Genomic DNA, 18,451 nt, shown 5'->3' on the forward strand with positions numbered 1-18,451 from the left:
CAGAAAAAGGAGAAATTGATGTTTACCCTGAGCTGGCAACCGCCTTATGACTGGTCATGGATGCTAGGTTTCTTTGCCGCCCGTGCGGTCAACGGGGTGGAAACCGTAGAGGCATTACGCTATACGCGGAGTCTGGCGATAGGGCAACATAAGGGAATCATTGCCGTCGTTCCTGACACGATGACAAACACGCTTCAGGTGACGCTGAGTGAGGGGCTGTTGCCGGTTACCGATATTTGCCTTGAAAAAATGGAGCGCCTGTTCGATTTGCGTTGTAAACCGCAACAGATCGGCCATGTGCTCGGTGAACTGGGCGCGGCGCGTCCGGGGCTGCGCCTGCCGGGTTCGGTGGACGCCTTTGAGCAAGGGGTGCGGGCGATTCTGGGGCAACTGGTGAGTGTAGCGATGGCGGCAAAGCTGACGTCGAAGGTTGCGCGATTGTATGGCGACGTGTTAGCAGACTCCCCGGAGTACGTCTGTTTTCCAACGGCTGTACAGCTTGCCGCAGCCGATCCACTGGAACTGAAAGCGTTGGGCATGCCGCTGATGCGCGCCAACGCGCTTATCCATCTGGCGCAGGCGGCGCAGGAGGGGATATTAATAAACCAGCCGCCGGAAGATATTGAACAGGGGATTAAAACGCTGCAGGGGTTTCCGGGTATTGGTCGCTGGACGGCAAACTATTTTGCTCTGCGCGGCTGGCAGGCGAAGGATGTGTTTTTACCAGACGATTATCTGATCAAACAACGTTTCCCGGGGATGACTCCCGCACAGATCCGTCGCTATGCGGAGCGCTGGAAACCCTGGCGCTCCTACGCGTTATTGCACATCTGGTATACCGAGGGTTGGCAGCCGTCAGTTGATGGCGAAATAACTGGTGTTGAGTAGTAAATCCAGTGGCTGAGCCTCTGCAATGATGTCGCCATAGATCTGATCGACACCGATACCAGACAGCGTATCCATGACAATGGGAGTTTGCACCGGTCCGGCGATGGTTTTGAAACCCAGACGCTGGGCGTGCCCCTGTATAATGGACACCAACATCTCATCCATCATGTTGCCGTGAATACTGGCACTCAGCTCGCTATCCAGCAGCAGGTAATCTGCCATACCTTTGGTCATCAGGTTGAAAATCTGTAGATCGCGGCCAATCTGGCTCACGATGATTTGGCAACCCGCTGCGCGTAATTGATGAATCGCCGCGACACTTTCCTGCGGGTGGAGCAACAGCGCGTCAGCAGGCAACACCAGGTGCAGCAGGCGTCCCGGAAGGGGGCCCTGTTCCAGTTGACTCAGGAGTTCATCGATCAGCGTGCGGCTGGTCAAGCCGGCTGCGGAAAGGGGCAGGGCGACGCTGAGCCCTTTGCTGGCAACCGCCGGCGCCGCATGATGGAAAAATTCATGGAACACGCGACGATCCAGCGCATGACTGAGCGCCGGATCGGCTAAGCTTGCCCGGAAGGCTTGCTCTTCCATGACTTCTCCTTCACTGGTCCACAGCCGCAGTGAGATCAGCCAGAAAGTACGGGCTTCGGGAATGCGCGGTGACGCTACGCCGCGGGCGACCATCAGCAAGTGGTTATCTTTAATCATCCGCCACTGCTCATCCAGTGACATCATCGCGCGCTCGTGATGCGCCAGCTCCTGCTGCGGTTCATACACGGTCACCTGACCACGGCCACCGTTTTTAGAGGCATAACAGGCAATATCCGCCTGCGACATCACCTCAATCGCCTGACAGTTGTTCTCGTCAATGAGCGTGATCCCGGCGCTGGCACCAATGCGGTGCAGGCGACCTTCCCACATAAAGTGGTAGTCGTTGACGGCGTTAATGATCCGCGTGGCGATAAAGCGCGCGCTTTCGATATTGCACTCCGGCAGCAGCAGGCCGAACTCATCACCGCCCAGACGCGCCAGCACGTCGCTGGAGCGCAGCATGCTGAGCATCAGCTGCGCCAGTTCGCGCAGCAGCGCGTCGCCCGCCGCGTGACCGGCACTGTCATTTACCGCTTTAAAACGATCAAGGTCGATAAAGACCAGCGCGTGACGCTGATGCGCACTGCGCACGGTTTGCAGTAGTTGCTTCAGTTTGTTTTCAAAGCTGGCCCGGTTGGTCAGGTGAGTGAGGGCGTCGTGTGTGGCGCTGTAGCTCAACTGGCGCAACATCTTACGTGATTCGGTGACATCCTGAATCACCAGCACCGAACCGATATTGCCGCCGTCCAGGGTACTGAGCGGGGTTATGCTGTAGTGAATATCGTAACTTCCGCCGTTGCGACAATGGAGAACCACATCCTGTTCGATGGCGGAGCGGGACATATCGGCGCTGTAGATGTTTTCCATCAGCGGGCCGTTATCGCCAAAGGTGATCCGCAGTACCGTCAACAGCGGCACGCCAATGGCATTCTCTTGCTGCCAGCCGCTCATCTTTTCAGCGACCGGGTTCATAAAGGTGACTTTCATATCAACGTCGATACACACCACCGCTTCCCCGATGGAGTCCAGCGTAATGTGCAGACGTTCTTTTTCCTGAAACAGCGCTTCATTCAACTGTTTCACTTCGGTCATGTCCATATTGATACCGAGCAGTCGCTCGACTTCGCCGTCTTTATTTAACACCCGATTCGCCAGCGAACGGATATGGCGAACACCATCTTTTACCGCAATGCGGAATTCCATTTTAAAGGGCAGGCGCGCGGCTAATGAGTCGCGAACCACCTTTTCCGCATACTCTCGATCTTCCGGGATAACACAGTCGTACCAGACCGACCAGGTGGGCTTAACATGGGCAGGGACCTCATACAGTTCGAACATACGCTTATCCCAACTGATGATGTCGGGTTCCAGTTCCCATTCCCAAATCCCGATGCCGCCGGCTTCGTTTGCCAGCGTGATACGCTCCATCAGCCGCTTATTAACCCATTCGGTATGTTTGAGATCGTTGATGTCTTCAATTTGCGCAATAAAGTAAAGCGGCGTGCCATCAGGATGGCGGACCAGAGAGACGGCCAACAGCGCCCAGACGACCTCGCCCGCCCGGGTATAATAGCGTTTCTCCATCGAATAACTATTAATGTCACCGCTCACCAGCATGGTGAGTTGTTCCAGATCTTTATTCAGATCTTCCGGCCAGGTGAGTTGTTGAAAGGTCAGGGCGCGTAACTCATCCTGGTTGTAGCCCAGAAACTGGCATAATGCTTTATTGGCCTGCAACCATTGTCCTTCCGTACCGACCAGCGCCATGCCGATCGCCGAATACTCCATCGCATTGCGAAAACGTTCTTCGCTTTCCGTAATGTGCTTACGTTCGGCGCGAAAAGCATACATCACCATGGTCATGATGTTTGCCGGCAATAAAATCATTAAGAACGGCAGCCACGGCAGGTTGCTCATGACATACACTTTAGGGGTGACCAGCAGTGACGGGTCGGCCGCCATCATCAGCGATACCATCATGACGGTGGCGAGAAAAATGAGGAAGGCTTCCATTCGTGGTAACCGCACGGCACTCCACATCAGCAATACGATCACTAATGTGAAGGGCCATGGAACGTACTTCATGGCAAACCAGCTGAGGGCCAGGGTCACTGTCAGCGTGAGCAGTGTTTCAAGGAGCAGCCGTGGATCGCGGTGGCGCAACAGGTAGTGTGGTTTGAACAATAAACCTAACGGCACCAGCGCCAGAGCGCCAATCGATTCCGACAGTACCCAAATCAGAAAGGCTTTCAGCGGCGTCTCATGTGGCGATAACATCCAGACCAGAATTCCGCCCAATAGCGGCGGAATAACCGCACTGCCGAAGGCGAGACGTATCCAGTCATTGAGATTCTGCAACGGGTTGTACCAGGGTAACAGCTTACGCAGTAGCATTGCGCCGACGGCAGCTTCAATGATGTTAATCGCCGTGTAGGTAAAATTCAGTGCGCTGGGCGGAAACAGAACCAGCGATGCGCCAATGCTCCCTAACGAACAGGCGAGCGCAATGCCAGGCCACATTCGACCGGCGTGGCGGTAAAAGGCCACCATCATGATCGACGTCGGGAACCAGAGCGGGGCGAGCTGGGTTCCAAACTGGGATAATTCCAGAGAAAAAAGAGTAAAAATAAACGCCGTCAGCCCTAAACTGACGAAGCGCAGCAGAGGATGCGGCAAGGTAACTAAAACATGTTGGGATGGTTTACTCATTACCCTGTATCCGAGTGGCCGGAACGTCGCGGAACGCCCGGACGCATCGTAGTATTCTCTGTTTATGCTAGTACAAACAATTTACAATTTATATCCCGGTTGCTCATAATTTGACATTATAAGGTGATTAATTACTGCAAAATCGGGTTAATTCCGCGGGTTGCTCCAAATCTGAACAAATAAATTTGCGACAGGGAAAGATGGGGCGCGAAATTCACGCCCTGCTATCTCGACTGGTATCGCACGCGCGAAATCCCTATAATTGCCGCGTTTGACGCCCCTGCGGCGTCGTCCTTCCTAATCAGGTTATTCAGGTCGCTAAATTTATGACTGATCAGTCCCATCAGTGCGTCATTATCGGTATTGCTGGCGCATCGGCTTCCGGCAAGAGTCTTATTGCCAGTACCCTTTATCGCGAGTTGCGTGAACAAGTCGGTGATGAACATATCGGCGTTATTCCCGAAGACAGCTATTACAAAGATCAAAGCCATCTGTCGATGGAAGAACGCGTGAAAACCAACTACGACCATCCGAATGCGATGGATCACAGCCTGCTGTTTCAGCACTTGCAAGCCCTCAAACGGGGTTCGGCGATCGAGTTGCCGGTTTATAGCTACGTCGAACACACCCGCATGAAAGAGACGGTTCGCGTTGAACCGAAGAAAGTCATCATTCTTGAAGGGATTTTACTGTTGACCGATGCGCGTTTGCGCGAAGAGATGAACTTCTCTATTTTTGTCGATACCCCGCTGGATATCTGCCTGATGCGCCGTATCAAGCGGGATGTGAACGAACGTGGCCGTTCGATGGACTCCGTCATGGCACAGTATCAAAAGACCGTTCGTCCGATGTTCCTGCAATTTATTGAACCGTCTAAGCAGTACGCCGATATTATCGTGCCGCGCGGTGGGAAAAATCGCATCGCCATTGATATTCTGAAAGCGAAAATCAGTCAGTTCTTTGAATAAGCCCGGCGAATTGTGTACCGTTCAGTGATAACCTGGTTTGCCCTTAATGCACAATGTGTTAAGCGCCCGATGCACGAAAGGAGAAAGTGCCATGCGTCTGTGTGACCGAGATATTGAAGCCTGGCTTGATGAAGGCCGTTTGTCGATCAACCCGCGTCCTCCCGTTGAGCGCATTAATGGCGCGACCGTGGATGTGCGCCTGGGCAATAAATTTCGTACATTTAGTGGACATACCGCAGCCTTTATCGATTTAAGCGGGCCGAAAGCGGAAGTCAGCGCCGCACTGGATCGCGTAATGAGCGATGAGATCGTCCTGGCGGAAGGGGATGCATTTTACCTGCATCCGGGCGAACTGGCGCTGGCCGTGACCTATGAGTCAGTGACCCTGCCGGCGGACCTGGTGGGGTGGCTGGACGGACGCTCTTCACTGGCGCGCCTTGGTCTGATGGTTCACGTGACCGCGCACCGTATCGATCCGGGTTGGTCTGGCTGTATCGTGCTGGAATTCTATAATTCCGGTAAATTACCGCTGGCTCTGCGCCCGGGAATGCTGATCGGCGCGTTGAGTTTCGAGCCGTTATCGGGGCCCGCGCTTCGACCTTACAATCGTCGTGAAGATGCGAAGTATCGCGATCAGCAGGGCGCTGTCGCCAGCCGGATTGATAAAGACTGAGTCTAATCCATTGAGGATAGCATGAGACGATTTCTGACGACGCTGATGATTTTGCTGGTCGTGTTAGTGGCCGGCTTCTCCGCGTTAGTATTGTTAGTCAATCCGAACGATTTCCGCGCCTATATGGTGCAACAGGTGGCCGCGCGAAGCGGTTATCAACTGCAACTGGACGGCCCACTGCGCTGGCACGTCTGGCCACAGCTCAGCATCCTCTCCGGGCGCATGGTGTTAACGGCGCAAGGCGCCAGTGAGCCTCTGGTTCGTGCGGATAACATGCGCCTGGATGTCGCACTGTGGCCGCTGCTGAGCCATCAGCTCAGCGTCAAACAGGTGATGCTCAAAGGGGCGGTGATTAAGCTGACGCCGCAAACGGAAGCGGTACGCCGTGAAAATGCCCCGGTGGCACCGAAAGACAATACCTTGCCGGACGTTGCCGAAGATCGCGGTTGGTCGTTTGATGTCGCCAGTCTGCGTGTGGGGGACAGCGTCCTGGTCTTCCAGCATGAAGATGATGAACAGGTCACCGTTCGCGATATTCGCCTGCTGATGGATCAGGATGCGCAGCATCGCGGCTCCTTCGAGTTTTCCGGCCGCGTGAATCGCGACCAGCGCGATCTTACTCTTGCCGTCACCGGCACCGTTGACGCTTCCGATTATCCGCATAATTTAACCGCCGGGATACAACAGTTAAGCTGGCAGTTGCAGGGTGCCGATTTGCCGAAACAGGGCATTCAGGGGCAGGGGCAACTGCAGGCTCAGTGGCAGGAAGAGAAGAAAACGCTTACCTTCAGCCAGCTCAATGTGACGGCGAACGACAGCGCCCTGACCGGAAACGTCCAGGTGACGCTGAAGGAACAACCGGCGTGGCTCGTCAATCTGCAATTTGCCAGGTTGAATCTGGATAACCTGCTAGCGCCGCCTGACAATGCCAGCCTGACCAACGGTGCGGTGGAACTGGGGGGAAGTCAGCCGCCGCTGGCGCGTCCGGTGATTTCAAGTCGCGTGGATGAACCCGCCTATCAAGGGCTGAAAGGCTTTCGTGCGGATATCGCGCTGAAAGCGGATACCGTGACCTGGAGGGGGATGAATTTTAGCCACGTCAGTAGTCGTATGACGAATCAGTCCGACGTGCTGACGATTGCCGAACTACAAGGCAAGCTCGATGACGGGATGATATCGCTGCCAGGGACACTGGATACGCGGGCGCAAACCCCACAAGTGATGTTCCAGCCGCGTCTGGACGACGTCGAAATCGGCACCATCCTCAAGGCGTTCAACTATCCCATTGCCCTGACCGGCAAAATGTCGCTGGCGGGGGATTTCTCCGGTGCGGATATTGATGCTCAGTCATTCCGCCACAGCTGGCAGGGGAAAGCCCATGTTGACATGCGCGATACACGGATGGAGGGCATGAACTTTCAACAGCTGATTCAGCAGGCTGTGGAACGCAGCGGCGGTGATGTTCAGTCGATGCAAGACGTTGATAACGCGACGCGTCTGGCGCGCTTTGTGACGGACCTGACGCTGGATCACGGTAAACTGATGCTGGATAACATGGAAGGGGAGTCCACGATGCTGAGCCTGACGGGCCAGGGCACGCTTGATCTGGTCGGACAAACCTGTGATACGCAGTTTAACGTGCGGGTTCTGGATGGCTGGAAGGGCGAGGGCAAGCTGATCGATTTCCTGAAGGCAACCCCGGTTCCGCTACGGGTCTACGGTAACTGGCAGGCGCTGAATTACAATCTGCAGGTTGATCAGCTACTGCGTAAGCATATGCAGGATGAAGCGAAGCGTCGCCTGAACGACTGGGCGGATCGTAATAAAGATTCCCGCAACGGCAAAGATGTGAAGAAGCTGCTGGATAAACTCTGATTCGGCAGGGCGTGTGTGCCGGATAGCGACGCTCCGCGTCTTATCCGGCCTGGAAACGGGATTGTAGGCCGGATAAGCGATAGCGCCATCCGGCACCGTTTAGCGTTAAACCTCGTAGTCCATCTCATCGTCGTTACGTAACGGAACAATTTGCACCTTCTGTACGCGATGGCTTTCCACCTGCAATGTTTTGAGCAGGTAATCGCCCACCTGAACTTCTTCTCCCGGCTTCGGTATGCGCTGCAATTCTTCCATCAGTAGACCCGCAATGGTGTGGTACTCTCGTTTTTCGTCGAGCGGCAGCGGGATATATTGCACCAGATCTTCCAGCGGCATATGGCCATTGGCGGTCCATGAACCGTCCGGATTTTTCTGGATGTCATGGCGGGCATCGATCTCTTCCGCCTCGTTCGGCAGATTGCCGGCAATGGTTTCCGTGACGTCACTGAGCGTCACAATCCCTTCCACCGAACCGAATTCATCGACGACAAAGGCAAAGTGCGTCCGCGCATTACGGAACTGCTCCAGCGCCGGAAGCAGCGGCAGCGTCTCCGGGAACACCAGCGGCTGGCGAATTAATACCCGCAGGTTGAGCGGTTCGCCGCGCAGCGACTGCTGCAGCAGGTCAATAACGTGCACCACGCCCAGCAGATCTTCTTCATCGTGACCACCGGTCACTACCAGGCGCGTATGCTGGTTTTTTTCCAGCAGCGCGCGAATCTCTTCTTCCGGCGCGGTGAGGTCGATATGTTCGATGTCGTGGCGCGAGGTCATAATACTGCTGACCGTGCGCTGATTGAGGTTGAGCACGCGCTCAATCATCCGGCGCTCTTGCGGGTTGAAAATCTGGCTGTCGTCATGGTCCAGGAGCAGCGAGGCGGTTTCCGCATCCAGTTCGGCTTCTTCTTTCTGCCCGCTCAGCAAACGCATGACCGCCTCGGTCGTCCGTTGGCGCAGGGTCTGATTGGCCGACAGGAAACGACGCCGATTAAAGATAGCCAACTGGTTCAGCGCTTCGATCATCACCGAGAAGCCAATGGCAGCATACAGATAGCCTTTCGGGATCCGGAAGCCGAAGCCTTCCGCCACCAGGCTGAAGCCTATCATCAGCAGGAAGCTGAGACAGAGGATGACAATGGTTGGGTGGCTGTTCACAAAGCGGGTAAGCGACTTACTCGCCAGTAGCATCAGGCTGATGGCAATGATCACGGCCGCCATCATCACCGCCAGATGATCCACCATACCGACGGCGGTGATCACGGAGTCGAGCGAGAAGATGGCATCCAGCACCACAATTTGCGCCACCACGCCCCAGAATTTCGCTCCTTTACGCTGAGTGGGGTTATTGCTGTCTTTCCCTTCGAGTCGTTCGTTCAGCTCCATCGTGGCTTTAAACAACAGGAAGAAGCCACCAAACAGCATGATCAAGTCGCGGGCGCTAAAGCTCAGTCCGTGCACGCTAAACAGCGGTTTGGTGAGCGTGACCAGCCACGAGATCGATGCCAGCAGCAGCAGGCGCATCAGCATTGCCAGGATAAGCCCGGTCACGCGCGCACGGTCGCGCTGCGCAGGCGGCAGTTTTTCTGCGAGGATGGCAATAAAGACTAAGTTATCAATGCCGAGGACTAATTCGATCACGACCAGCGTGACCAGTCCGGCCCAGATTGACGGATCGGCGATCCATTCCATAGTAAACGTAATACCTTTCGTTATATGACAATTGTCACAATTCGATCATGGATAAAGCGGGCGGAAAATGCAATGGCGACGAAGAATTTCTCATCTGTTCACCTTGCTGATTGCGCTGAAAATAACCATAAAGTTTCTGTCGGGAATAATTAAATACGCTAAAAATTATTTAGGAAATATCGCAGGGTGGATCAAGGAAATAGATTCTGTCAACATCAAGTAATTCCTAAAAACAGCCCAATATATCGCTTAATATTAATCTTAAAAACAGAGAATAGCAGGCTTGTTACCTTGCCTGTAATTACGTTAGCTGTAACAATTCTTCCAGCGTTAATGACGGACGAGTAAATATATTAAGTCGGATCACGGTTCATTAATGGCTGACATTCAGAATGCCTTAACGCCTTCCCTGTTTCGACATAATGCGAAATGACAAGGCTTACAAAAACATAACCTAATCAGTGTATTGGTAGCTAAAAAGCCAGGGGCGGTAGCGTGCCTGAACGCCTGATGACGAGCCAGCATTATTCTGTCAATAGCTTACGGATGAATTCAATTTTTTTAGGACTGATGCCAGTTAAATTTCTTTTCAATTAACTGCAATGTAAATGTGTACGGCGAAGTCGCTATTTAAATTGCACAGGATAATTACTCTGCCAAAGTGATAAATAATCAATGATGAAATCCAAAATGAAATTGATGCCATTATTGGTGTCGGTAACCTTGATAAGCGGTTGCACAGTACTTCCGGGCAGCAATATGTCTACGATGGGCAAAGACGTGATTAAACAGCAGGACGCTGATTTTGATCTCGACCGGCTGGTGAATGTGTATCCACTCACCCCACGACTGGTTGAACAATTACGTCCACGTCCGAATGTCGCCCAGCCGAATATGTCGCTGGACCAGGAGCTTGCCAGCTATCAGTATCGCGTCGGGGCGGGGGATGTGCTGAGCGTGACCGTCTGGGATCACCCCGAGCTCACCACCCCTGCGGGGCAATACCGTAGCTCCAGCGATACCGGCAACTGGGTTCAACCCGATGGCACCATGTTTTATCCCTACATTGGCAAGGTCAGCGTGGTCGGAAAAACGTTGGCAGAAATCCGCAGTGATATTACCGGGCGCTTAGCGAAGTACATTGCTGACCCGCAGGTGGACGTTAATATCGCCGCTTTCCGTTCGCAAAAAGCCTACATCTCCGGGCAGGTGAATAAATCCGGACAGCAGGCGATCACCAACGTGCCGCTAACCGTGCTGGACGCCATTAACGCCGCCGGTGGCCTGACGGAGGTGGCTGACTGGCGCAACGTGGTGCTGACGCACAAAGGTAAAGAACAACGTATTTCGCTCCAGGCGCTGATGCAAAACGGCGATCTCAGCCAGAACCGTCTGCTCTATCCGGGCGATATTCTCTATGTGCCGCGAAATGACGACCTGAAAGTGTTCGTGATGGGTGAAGTGAAAAAACAGAGCACCCTCAAAATGGACTTCAGCGGCATGACGCTGACCGAAGCGCTGGGTAACGCCGAAGGTATCGATCTGACCACCTCCAACGCCAGCGGCATCTTCGTGATCCGTCCGCTGAAAGGCAAAGGCCCGGGCGGCAAGATTGCCAACATCTATCAGCTCGACATGTCTGATGCGACCTCTCTGGTCATGGCGACGGAATTCCGGCTGCAGCCCTATGACGTGGTGTATGTCACCACGGCGCCGGTTGCGCGCTGGAACCGTCTGATCAATCAGTTGCTGCCGACCATCAGCGGTGTCCGTTACATGACGGATACGGCCAGCGACCTTCATAACTGGTAATCGTCATGTTTAACAAAATATTAGTGGTTTGCGTGGGGAACATTTGCCGTTCCCCAACGGCAGAACGCCTGCTCAAACAGTATCACCCGCAGATAACGGTGGAATCTGCCGGTCTGGGCGCGTTGGTGGGAAAAGGCGCTGACGCCTCGGCGATGAGTGTGGCCGCCGGGCATCAACTCTCCCTGGAAGGGCACTGCGCACGACAGGTCACCGGACGGCTGTGCCGGGACTATGACCTGATCCTGGCGATGGAAAAAAGACATATCGCCTCTCTGCACGAACTGGCGCCCGAGATGCGTGGCAAGGTCATGCTTTTTGGTCACTGGGACGATGAGCGCGAAATTCCCGATCCGTATCGCAAAAGCCGCGAGGCGTTTGAAGCGGTGTACGCATTACTTGAACGGTCTGCTCGCCAGTGGGCGCAGGCATTGAACGCAGAGCAGGTAAAATAATGACAGAAAAAGTAAAACAGTCTGCCGCTCCGGTAACGGGCAACGATGAAATTGATATCGGTCGCCTGGTGGGAACCGTCATTGAAGCACGCTGGTGGGTGCTGGGCATTACGGCGGTTTTTGCGCTGTGCGCGGTGATTTATACGCTCTTCGCCACCCCGATTTACAGCGCGGATGCGCTGGTACAGATTGAACAAAATACCGGCAACTCGCTGGTGCAGGACATCGGCTCGGCGTTATCCAACAAACCGCCCGCCTCGGAAGCAGAAATTCAGCTGATCCAGTCGCGTCTGGTTTTAGGTAAAACGGTGGACGATCTGGATCTGGATATTGCTGTCACCAAGAACACTTTCCCACTGTTTGGCGCGGGCTGGGAACGGTTGATGGGGCGGCAGAATGAATCGGCGAAAGTCACCACCTTTACGTTGCCGAAAGGGATGAATGAGCAGGTCTTCACCCTCAAAGTGCTGAACGATAAAAGTTATGAGCTCAGCAGCGACGGTGGTTTCAGCGCGCGCGGCCAACTCGGTCAAACCCTGAGTAAAGACGGCGTCACGATAGTGGTCAGTGAAATTCATGCCCGCCCGGATACTGAATTTACCGTCACCAAATTCTCCACGCTGGGGATGATCAATAACCTGCAAAACAACCTGACGGTGACGGAAAACGGTAAAGATACTGGTGTGCTCAGTCTGAGCTTTACCGGTGAGGATCGCGAACAGATCCGCGACATCCTCAACAGCATTACCCGCAACTATCTGGAACAGAACGTTGAGCGTAAATCGGAAGAGGCGGCGAAGAGTCTGGCCTTCCTGGCGAAACAGTTGCCGGAGGTGCGAAACCGTCTGGACGTGGCGGAAAATAAGCTGAATGCCTTCCGCCAGGATAAAGATTCCGTTGATTTGCCGCTGGAGGCTAAAGCGGTACTGGACTCGATGGTTAACATCGACGCGCAGCTCAACGAACTGACCTTTAAAGAAGCGGAAATTTCTAAGCTCTTCACCAAAGCGCACCCGGCGTACCGCACGCTGCTGGAAAAACGTCAGGCGCTGGAAGATGAAAAGGCCAAACTGAACGGACGCGTGACGGCGATGCCGAAAACACAGCAGGAGATTGTGCGCCTGACGCGTGACGTTGAGTCGGGTCAGCAGGTCTACATGCAGTTGCTGAATAAACAGCAGGAGCTGAAGATTACCGAAGCCAGCACCGTGGGCGACGTACGTATTGTTGACCCGGCCATTGCTCAGCCAGGCGTGCTGAAGCCGAAAAAAGCGCTGATTATTCTTGGCAGCATCATTCTCGGCCTGATGCTTTCCATCGTTGGCGTGCTGCTGCGTTCACTGCTCAACCGTGGTATCGAAAGCCCGCAGGTGCTGGAAGAGAATGGCATCAGCGTGTACGCCAGTATTCCACTGTCGGAATGGCAGAAAGCGCGGGATAGCGTCAAGACCATTAAGGGCGTTAAGCGTTACAAGCAGAGTCAACTGCTGGCAGTGGGCAACCCGACCGATCTGGCGATTGAAGCCGTGCGCAGCCTGCGCACCAGTCTCCACTTCGCGATGATGCAGGCGCAAAATAATGTGCTGATGCTTACCGGGGTTAGCCCTTCAATCGGGAAAACCTTTGTCTGCGCCAACCTGGCGGCGGTGATCAGCCAGACCAACAAGCGCGTGTTGCTGATCGACTGCGATATGCGTAAAGGCTATACCCACGAACTCCTCGGCACCAACAACGTCAACGGTTTGTCCGAGATTCTGGTCGGCAAAGGGGATATCGTCTCCTGCGCGAAACCGACGTCAATTCCAAATTTTGACCTTGTACCACGCGGTCAGGTGCCGCCAAACCCGTCTGAGCTGCTGATGAGTGAACGCTTTGCCGAACTGTTGCGTTGGGCGAGTAGCCACTATGACCTGGTGCTGATCGATACGCCGCCAATCCTCGCCGTCACCGACGCAGCGATTGTCGGACGTCACGCGGGCACGACCCTAATGGTGGCCCGTTATGCGGTCAACACCCTGAAAGAGGTTGAAACCAGCCTGAGTCGCTTTGAGCAAAACGGTATTCAGGTGAAAGGCGTGATCCTCAACTCTATCTTCCGCCGCGCTACCGGGTACCAGGATTACGGGTACTACGAGTACGAATACAAGTCAGACACAAAATAATAAATCGTGAGTGGCCTGCTAATTGAGTAGGCCTGATAAGCAAAGCGTCATCAGGCATCGCTGCCGGATGGCGGTGTAAACGCCTTATCCGGCCTACACGTTCGGCCCTCCGGCAAGACTTCCTGGGAAATGAAGATGAATACAGACAAGCCATTGATTTCGATTTATATGCCAACCTGGAACCGGCAGCAGCTCGCCATTCGGGCGATTAAATCGGTGTTGCGCCAGGACTATCCCCACTGGGAGATGATCATTGTCGATGATTGTTCCTCCTCCTACGAGCAACTACAGCAGTTCGTTGAGGGATTAAATGACCCGCGCGTACGCTATACCCATAATGAGATCAACTCTGGGGCCTGTGCGGTACGTAATCAGGCCATTGTCCAGGCGCAAGGGCATTACATCACCGGCATTGATGATGATGATGAGTGGACGCCAAACCGTCTGAGCGTGTTCCTTGCACATAAACATCAACTGGTGACTCACGCATTTCTGTACGCCAACGATTATGTCTGCGAAGGTGAGGTTTACTCGCAGCCGGCAAGCCTGCCGCTGTATCCGAAATCCCCTTACTCGCGTCACCTGTTCTACAAGCGCAATATCATTGGCAATCAGGTCTTTACCTGGGCGTGGCGTTTTAAAGAGTGCCTGTTCGATACCGAACTGAAAGCCGCACAGGATTACGACATTTTTCTGCGAATGGTGGTGGAGTACGGCGAACCGTGGAAAGTGGAGGAGGCGACGCAGATCCTGCATATCAATCATGGAGAGATGCAGATCACGTCGTCGCCGAAGAAATTCTCTGGATACTTCCATTTTTACCGCAAGCACAAAGATAAATTTGACCGCGCCAGCAAGAAATATCAGCTGTTTACACTCTATCAGATCCGCAACAAGCGCATGACCTGGCGCACGCTGCTGACGCTGCTTTCACTGCGCAACGGCAAGCGTCTGGCTGACGGACTGCGAGGACGTTAAGCATGCTGGAAGATATCCGTGCAAACAGCTGGAGTCTGCGCCCGTGCTGCATGGTGCTGGCTTACCGGGTGGCCCATTTCTGCTCTGTCTGGCGTAAAAAAAATGTGCTCAACAATCTCTGGGCCGCGCCGGTGCTGGTGCTGTATCGCGTTATCACTGAATGTCTGTTTGGCTATGAAATTCAGGCGGCGGCCACCATAGGACGACGCTTCACCATTCATCACGGCTATGCCGTCGTGATCAACAAAAACGTGATAGCCGGTGACGATTTCACGATCCGCCATGGCGTCACCATCGGCAATCGCGGGGCAGACAGCCTGGCCTGCCCGGTGATTGGCAACGGCGTGGAACTGGGTGCCAACGTGATTGTGCTGGGTGATATCCGCATCGGCAATAACGTGATGATTGGCGCAGGCAGCGTGGTGCTCGACAGCATCCCGGACAACGCGCTGGTGGTGGGCGAGAAGGCCCGGATTAAGGTAATTAAATGAATATTCTGCAATTTAATGTGCGACTGGCGGAAGGTGGTGCGGCTGGAGTGGCATTAGATCTGCATCAGCGTGCGCTGCAACACGGGCTGGCTTCGCAATTTATCTACGGCTACGGCAAGGGCGGGAAAAAGAGCGTCAGCCATAGCCACTATTCTCATGTCATCAAACAGACGCCGCGTCTGACGTCAGTGGCGAATATTGCCTTGTTTCGTCTGTTCAATCGCGATCTGTTTGGCAATCTGAACAATCTCTACCGTACCGTAACCCGCACGTCAGGCCCTCTGGTGCTGCATTTTCACGTCCTGCACAGCTACTGGTTGAATCTCGCGGAGGTGGTGGCGTTCTGCGAAAAGGTGAAAGCCCACAAGCCGGACGTGACGCTGGTCTGGACGCTACACGATCACTGGAGCGTCACCGGGCGCTGCGCTTTCACCGACGGCTGCGAGGGGTGGAAAACGGGCTGTCAGAAATGCCCGACGCTGAGTAATTACCCGCCGGTAAAAGTGGATCGTGCGCATGCGCTGGTCGACGGGAAACGCCAACTGTTCCGCCAGATGCTGGCGCTGGGCTGCCAGTTTATCTCCCCAAGCCAACATGTTGCCGATGCGTTTAACAGCCTGTACGGCGCCGGGCGCTGCCGGATTATCAATAATGGTATTGATGTGGCGACCGAAGCGATTCTGGCGGAGCTGCCTGTGGTCAATGAGACGCAGGGGAAACCGAAAATGGCGATTGTTGCCCATGACCTGCGCTATGACGGAAAAACCAATCAGCGTCTGGTGCGCGACATGATGGCGTTGGGCGATAAGGTTGAGCTGCATACCTTTGGCAAGTTCTCGCCGTTTGACGGGGCAAACGTGGTGAATCACGGCTTTGAAACCGACAAACGCAAACTGATGAGCGCGCTCAACCAAATGGATGCCCTGGTGTTCAGTTCTCGCGTGGACAACTACCCGCTGATTTTATGTGAAGCGTTGTCAATCGGCGTGCCGGTGATCGCTACGCATAGCGACGCGGCACAAGAGGTGCTGCACAAGTCGGGCGGAAAAACATTTGCCGCCGAAGAGGTGCTGCAACTGGTGCAGATGGGCAAAACCGGGATCGCCCAGGCCGTGTTTGGCACATCGCTCAGCGCTTTCCGCGAGCGCAGTCGTGCGGCATACAGTGGTCAACAGATGCTGGAGGAATATGTCTCGTTCTATCAGAATCTGTAGCTATCTGCTGCTGCCGCTGATCTACCTGCTGGTCAACGTCAAAATTGCCCAACTGGGCGAAAGTTTCCCTATTACCATCGTCACTTTTTTACCCGTTTTGTTGTTGCTGTTCGTTGAGCGAATCAGCATTAAGAAGCTGATGATTGCGTTAGGGATTGGGGCAGGGCTCACGGCGTTCAACTATATGTTCGGTCAGTCGCTGGACGCCAGCAAGTATGTCACCTCGACGATGCTGTTTGTCTATATCGTCATCATTATTGGCATGGTCTGGAGCATTCGTTTCAAGACCATTTCACCGCACAACTACCGTAAGATCCTGCGCTTTTTCTATCTGGTGGTGGCGTTGGTGGTGATGCTGGCGGCAGCGGAAATGGCGCAAATTATCCTCACCGGCGGCAGCAGCCTGATGGAAGGCATTTCGAAGTATCTTATTTACAGTAATAGCTATGTACTGAACTTTATTAAATTTGGTGGCAAGCGAACCACAGCGCTCTATTTCGAACCGGCATTTTTTGCTCTGGCGTTAATCTCAATTTGGCTCAGCATCAAACAGTTTGGTATCAAAACGCCCAAAACCGATGCTATGATTCTGGCAGGGATAATATTATCAGGATCGTTTTCAGGGGTAATGACATTTATCCTGTTTTACCTGCTGGAATGGGCGTTTCAGTATCTGAATAAGGACGCGATAAAGAAAAAGCTACCGCTGGCGATAATCTCATTAACCATGTTTTTAATCGGGATAATATTCGCATTTCCTTATATCTCCACGCGTCTGGGAGATTTAGGTACGGAAGGGTCGTCTTCATATTATCGTATTGTCGGTCCGTTAGTGATGGTCGGTTATTCTTTAACCCATATTGATGGCGTAGTCAGATTCGGCTCACTTTATGAATATGTCGCATCATTCGGAATCTTTAACGGTGCGGATGTCGGGAAAACAATAGACAATGGTTTGTATCTGCTGATTATTTATTTTTCCTGGTTCGCTGTGTTAATGACGCTGTGGTACATGTGGAAAATCTTAAAAATGACGTTAAACGCATTTGGCGATAATCGGAATTTTCGGGTGCAACTTTATCTTTTTACACCGGTGTCACTGTTTTTTACCGGCTCGATATTTAGCCCGGAATATGCATTTTTAATTGTTTGTCCGTTTATTTTGCGCAAAGCGCTAAATATCACGAGGTAATTCTCATGCTGCTCAGTATTATCACCGTCGCATTTCGCAATCTGGACGGTATTGCCAGAACCCATGCGTCTTTGGCGCATCTGGCGAAGGCAAGCGACATTCGCTTTGAGTGGATCGTGGTGGATGGCGGCTCACAGGATGGTACGCAGGAATTTCTGGAAAACCTCTGCGGAAACTACCACTTACGCTTTGTCAGTGAACCGGATAACGGTATCTATGATGCGATGAACAAGGGCATAGAAATGGCGCGTGGAAAGTTTGCGCTGTTTCTGAATTCTGGCGATATTTTCCACCCGGATATTGCCCACTTTGTGCGTCAGTTACAGACACAAAAAGATGACGTGATGATTACCGGTGATGCACTACTCGACTTTGGTAATGGTCATAAGGCGAAACGTAGCGCGAAACCCGGCTGGTATATCTATCACAGCCTGCCGGCAAGTCACCAGGCGATCTTTTTCCCGCTGGTGGGACTGAAAGCCTGGCACTACGACCTGCAATATAAAGTGTCATCCGATTATGCGCTGGCCGCCAGATTGTATAAAGAAGGCTATAAGTTTAAAAAGCTGGACGGTCTGGTGTCTGAATTTTCCATGGGCGGTGTGTCAACGACGAATAATCTGGAATTATGCGAAGACGCCAAAAAAGTGCAGCGTCACATATTACGCGTGCCAGGTTTCTGGGCTGAATTATCGAAGCTATTACGGTTGCGCACAACCGGTAAAACGAAAACGCTATATAACAAAGCCTGAGATATAAG

The 18,451-nt window shown here is 53.4% G+C and carries 14 protein-coding genes; 12 read left to right on the top strand and 2 right to left on the bottom strand.

Annotation, left to right across the window (positions count from 1 at the left end; all coding sequences use genetic code 11):
• The first annotated feature begins 18 nt into the window (after positions 1–18).
• On the top strand, positions 19–888 hold the full coding sequence (gene alkA, locus KE671_RS19890; protein WP_206164390.1) for a DNA-3-methyladenine glycosylase 2: 870 nt from the start codon (positions 19–21) through the stop codon (positions 886–888).
• Here alkA and KE671_RS19895 read toward each other — a convergent pair.
• Positions 856–4,185: a diguanylate cyclase gene (locus KE671_RS19895; protein ID WP_206164288.1), complete on the bottom strand. Its 3,330-nt coding sequence runs from the start codon at positions 4,183–4,185 to the stop codon at positions 856–858. The genes alkA and KE671_RS19895 overlap by 33 nt on opposite strands.
• Before the next feature lie 326 nt (positions 4,186–4,511).
• Here KE671_RS19895 and udk point away from each other — a divergent pair, with 326 nt between their 5' ends.
• The 3 genes from udk to asmA all read left to right on the top strand — a co-directional run bounded on the left by udk (position 4,512) and on the right by asmA (position 7,701).
• A complete protein-coding gene (gene udk, locus KE671_RS19900) occupies positions 4,512–5,153 on the top strand; it encodes a uridine kinase (RefSeq protein ID WP_042318055.1) in 642 nt (213 codons plus the stop codon).
• Positions 5,154–5,244: 91 nt separating this feature from the next.
• Entirely contained in the window at positions 5,245–5,826 is a 582-nt protein-coding gene (dcd, locus tag KE671_RS19905; protein WP_043000174.1) for a dCTP deaminase, read from the top strand.
• Between the two features lie 21 nt (positions 5,827–5,847).
• Positions 5,848–7,701, top strand: a complete 1,854-nt coding sequence (gene asmA / locus KE671_RS19910; RefSeq protein WP_206164289.1) for an outer membrane assembly protein AsmA — start codon at positions 5,848–5,850, stop codon at positions 7,699–7,701.
• 105 nt (positions 7,702–7,806) lie between these two features.
• Here asmA and KE671_RS19915 read toward each other — a convergent pair whose 3' ends face one another.
• The gene (locus KE671_RS19915; protein WP_206164290.1) at positions 7,807–9,390 is read right to left on the bottom strand and encodes a TerC family protein; all 1,584 of its coding nucleotides are present in this window, start codon (positions 9,388–9,390) and stop codon (positions 7,807–7,809) included.
• A 675-nt stretch (positions 9,391–10,065) separates the two neighbouring features.
• Between KE671_RS19915 and KE671_RS19920 the strand changes: the two genes are divergently transcribed.
• From KE671_RS19920 to wcaE, 8 genes are all read left to right on the top strand, one after another.
• Positions 10,066–11,202 (top strand): polysaccharide export protein, encoded by a 1,137-nt coding sequence (locus tag KE671_RS19920; protein ID WP_206164291.1) that lies wholly within the window; start codon positions 10,066–10,068, stop codon positions 11,200–11,202.
• A 5-nt stretch (positions 11,203–11,207) separates the two neighbouring features.
• Positions 11,208–11,654: a low molecular weight protein-tyrosine-phosphatase Wzb gene (gene wzb / locus KE671_RS19925; RefSeq protein WP_206164292.1), complete on the top strand. Its 447-nt coding sequence runs from the start codon at positions 11,208–11,210 to the stop codon at positions 11,652–11,654.
• Positions 11,654–13,816 carry a tyrosine-protein kinase Wzc gene (gene wzc, locus KE671_RS19930; RefSeq protein WP_206164293.1) on the top strand — a complete coding sequence of 721 codons (2,163 nt, stop codon included), beginning with the start codon at positions 11,654–11,656 and terminating at the stop codon, positions 13,814–13,816. Before wzb ends, wzc begins: the two co-directional genes overlap by 1 nt.
• A 135-nt stretch (positions 13,817–13,951) precedes the next feature.
• Positions 13,952–14,794: a colanic acid biosynthesis glycosyltransferase WcaA gene (gene wcaA / locus KE671_RS19935; RefSeq protein WP_206164294.1), complete on the top strand. Its 843-nt coding sequence runs from the start codon at positions 13,952–13,954 to the stop codon at positions 14,792–14,794.
• Between the two features lie 2 nt (positions 14,795–14,796).
• Complete coding sequence (gene wcaB / locus KE671_RS19940; protein ID WP_206164295.1) at positions 14,797–15,285, top strand: colanic acid biosynthesis acetyltransferase WcaB; 489 nt, start codon at positions 14,797–14,799, stop codon at positions 15,283–15,285.
• Entirely contained in the window at positions 15,282–16,499 is a 1,218-nt protein-coding gene (gene wcaC / locus KE671_RS19945) for a colanic acid biosynthesis glycosyltransferase WcaC (RefSeq protein ID WP_206164296.1), read from the top strand. The genes wcaB and wcaC overlap by 4 nt, the downstream gene beginning before the upstream one ends.
• A complete protein-coding gene (gene wcaD, locus KE671_RS19950) occupies positions 16,474–17,691 on the top strand; it encodes a colanic acid polymerase WcaD (RefSeq protein ID WP_206164297.1) in 1,218 nt (405 codons plus the stop codon). Before wcaC ends, wcaD begins: the two co-directional genes overlap by 26 nt.
• Positions 17,692–17,696: 5 nt before the next feature.
• Positions 17,697–18,443, top strand: a complete 747-nt coding sequence (gene wcaE / locus KE671_RS19955; RefSeq protein WP_206164298.1) for a colanic acid biosynthesis glycosyltransferase WcaE — start codon at positions 17,697–17,699, stop codon at positions 18,441–18,443.
• The last annotated feature ends 8 nt before the right edge of the window (positions 18,444–18,451 follow it).

This window comes from Citrobacter amalonaticus (genome assembly GCF_018252635.1).
Taxonomy (GTDB): Bacteria; Pseudomonadota; Gammaproteobacteria; order Enterobacterales; family Enterobacteriaceae; genus Citrobacter_A; species Citrobacter_A amalonaticus_E.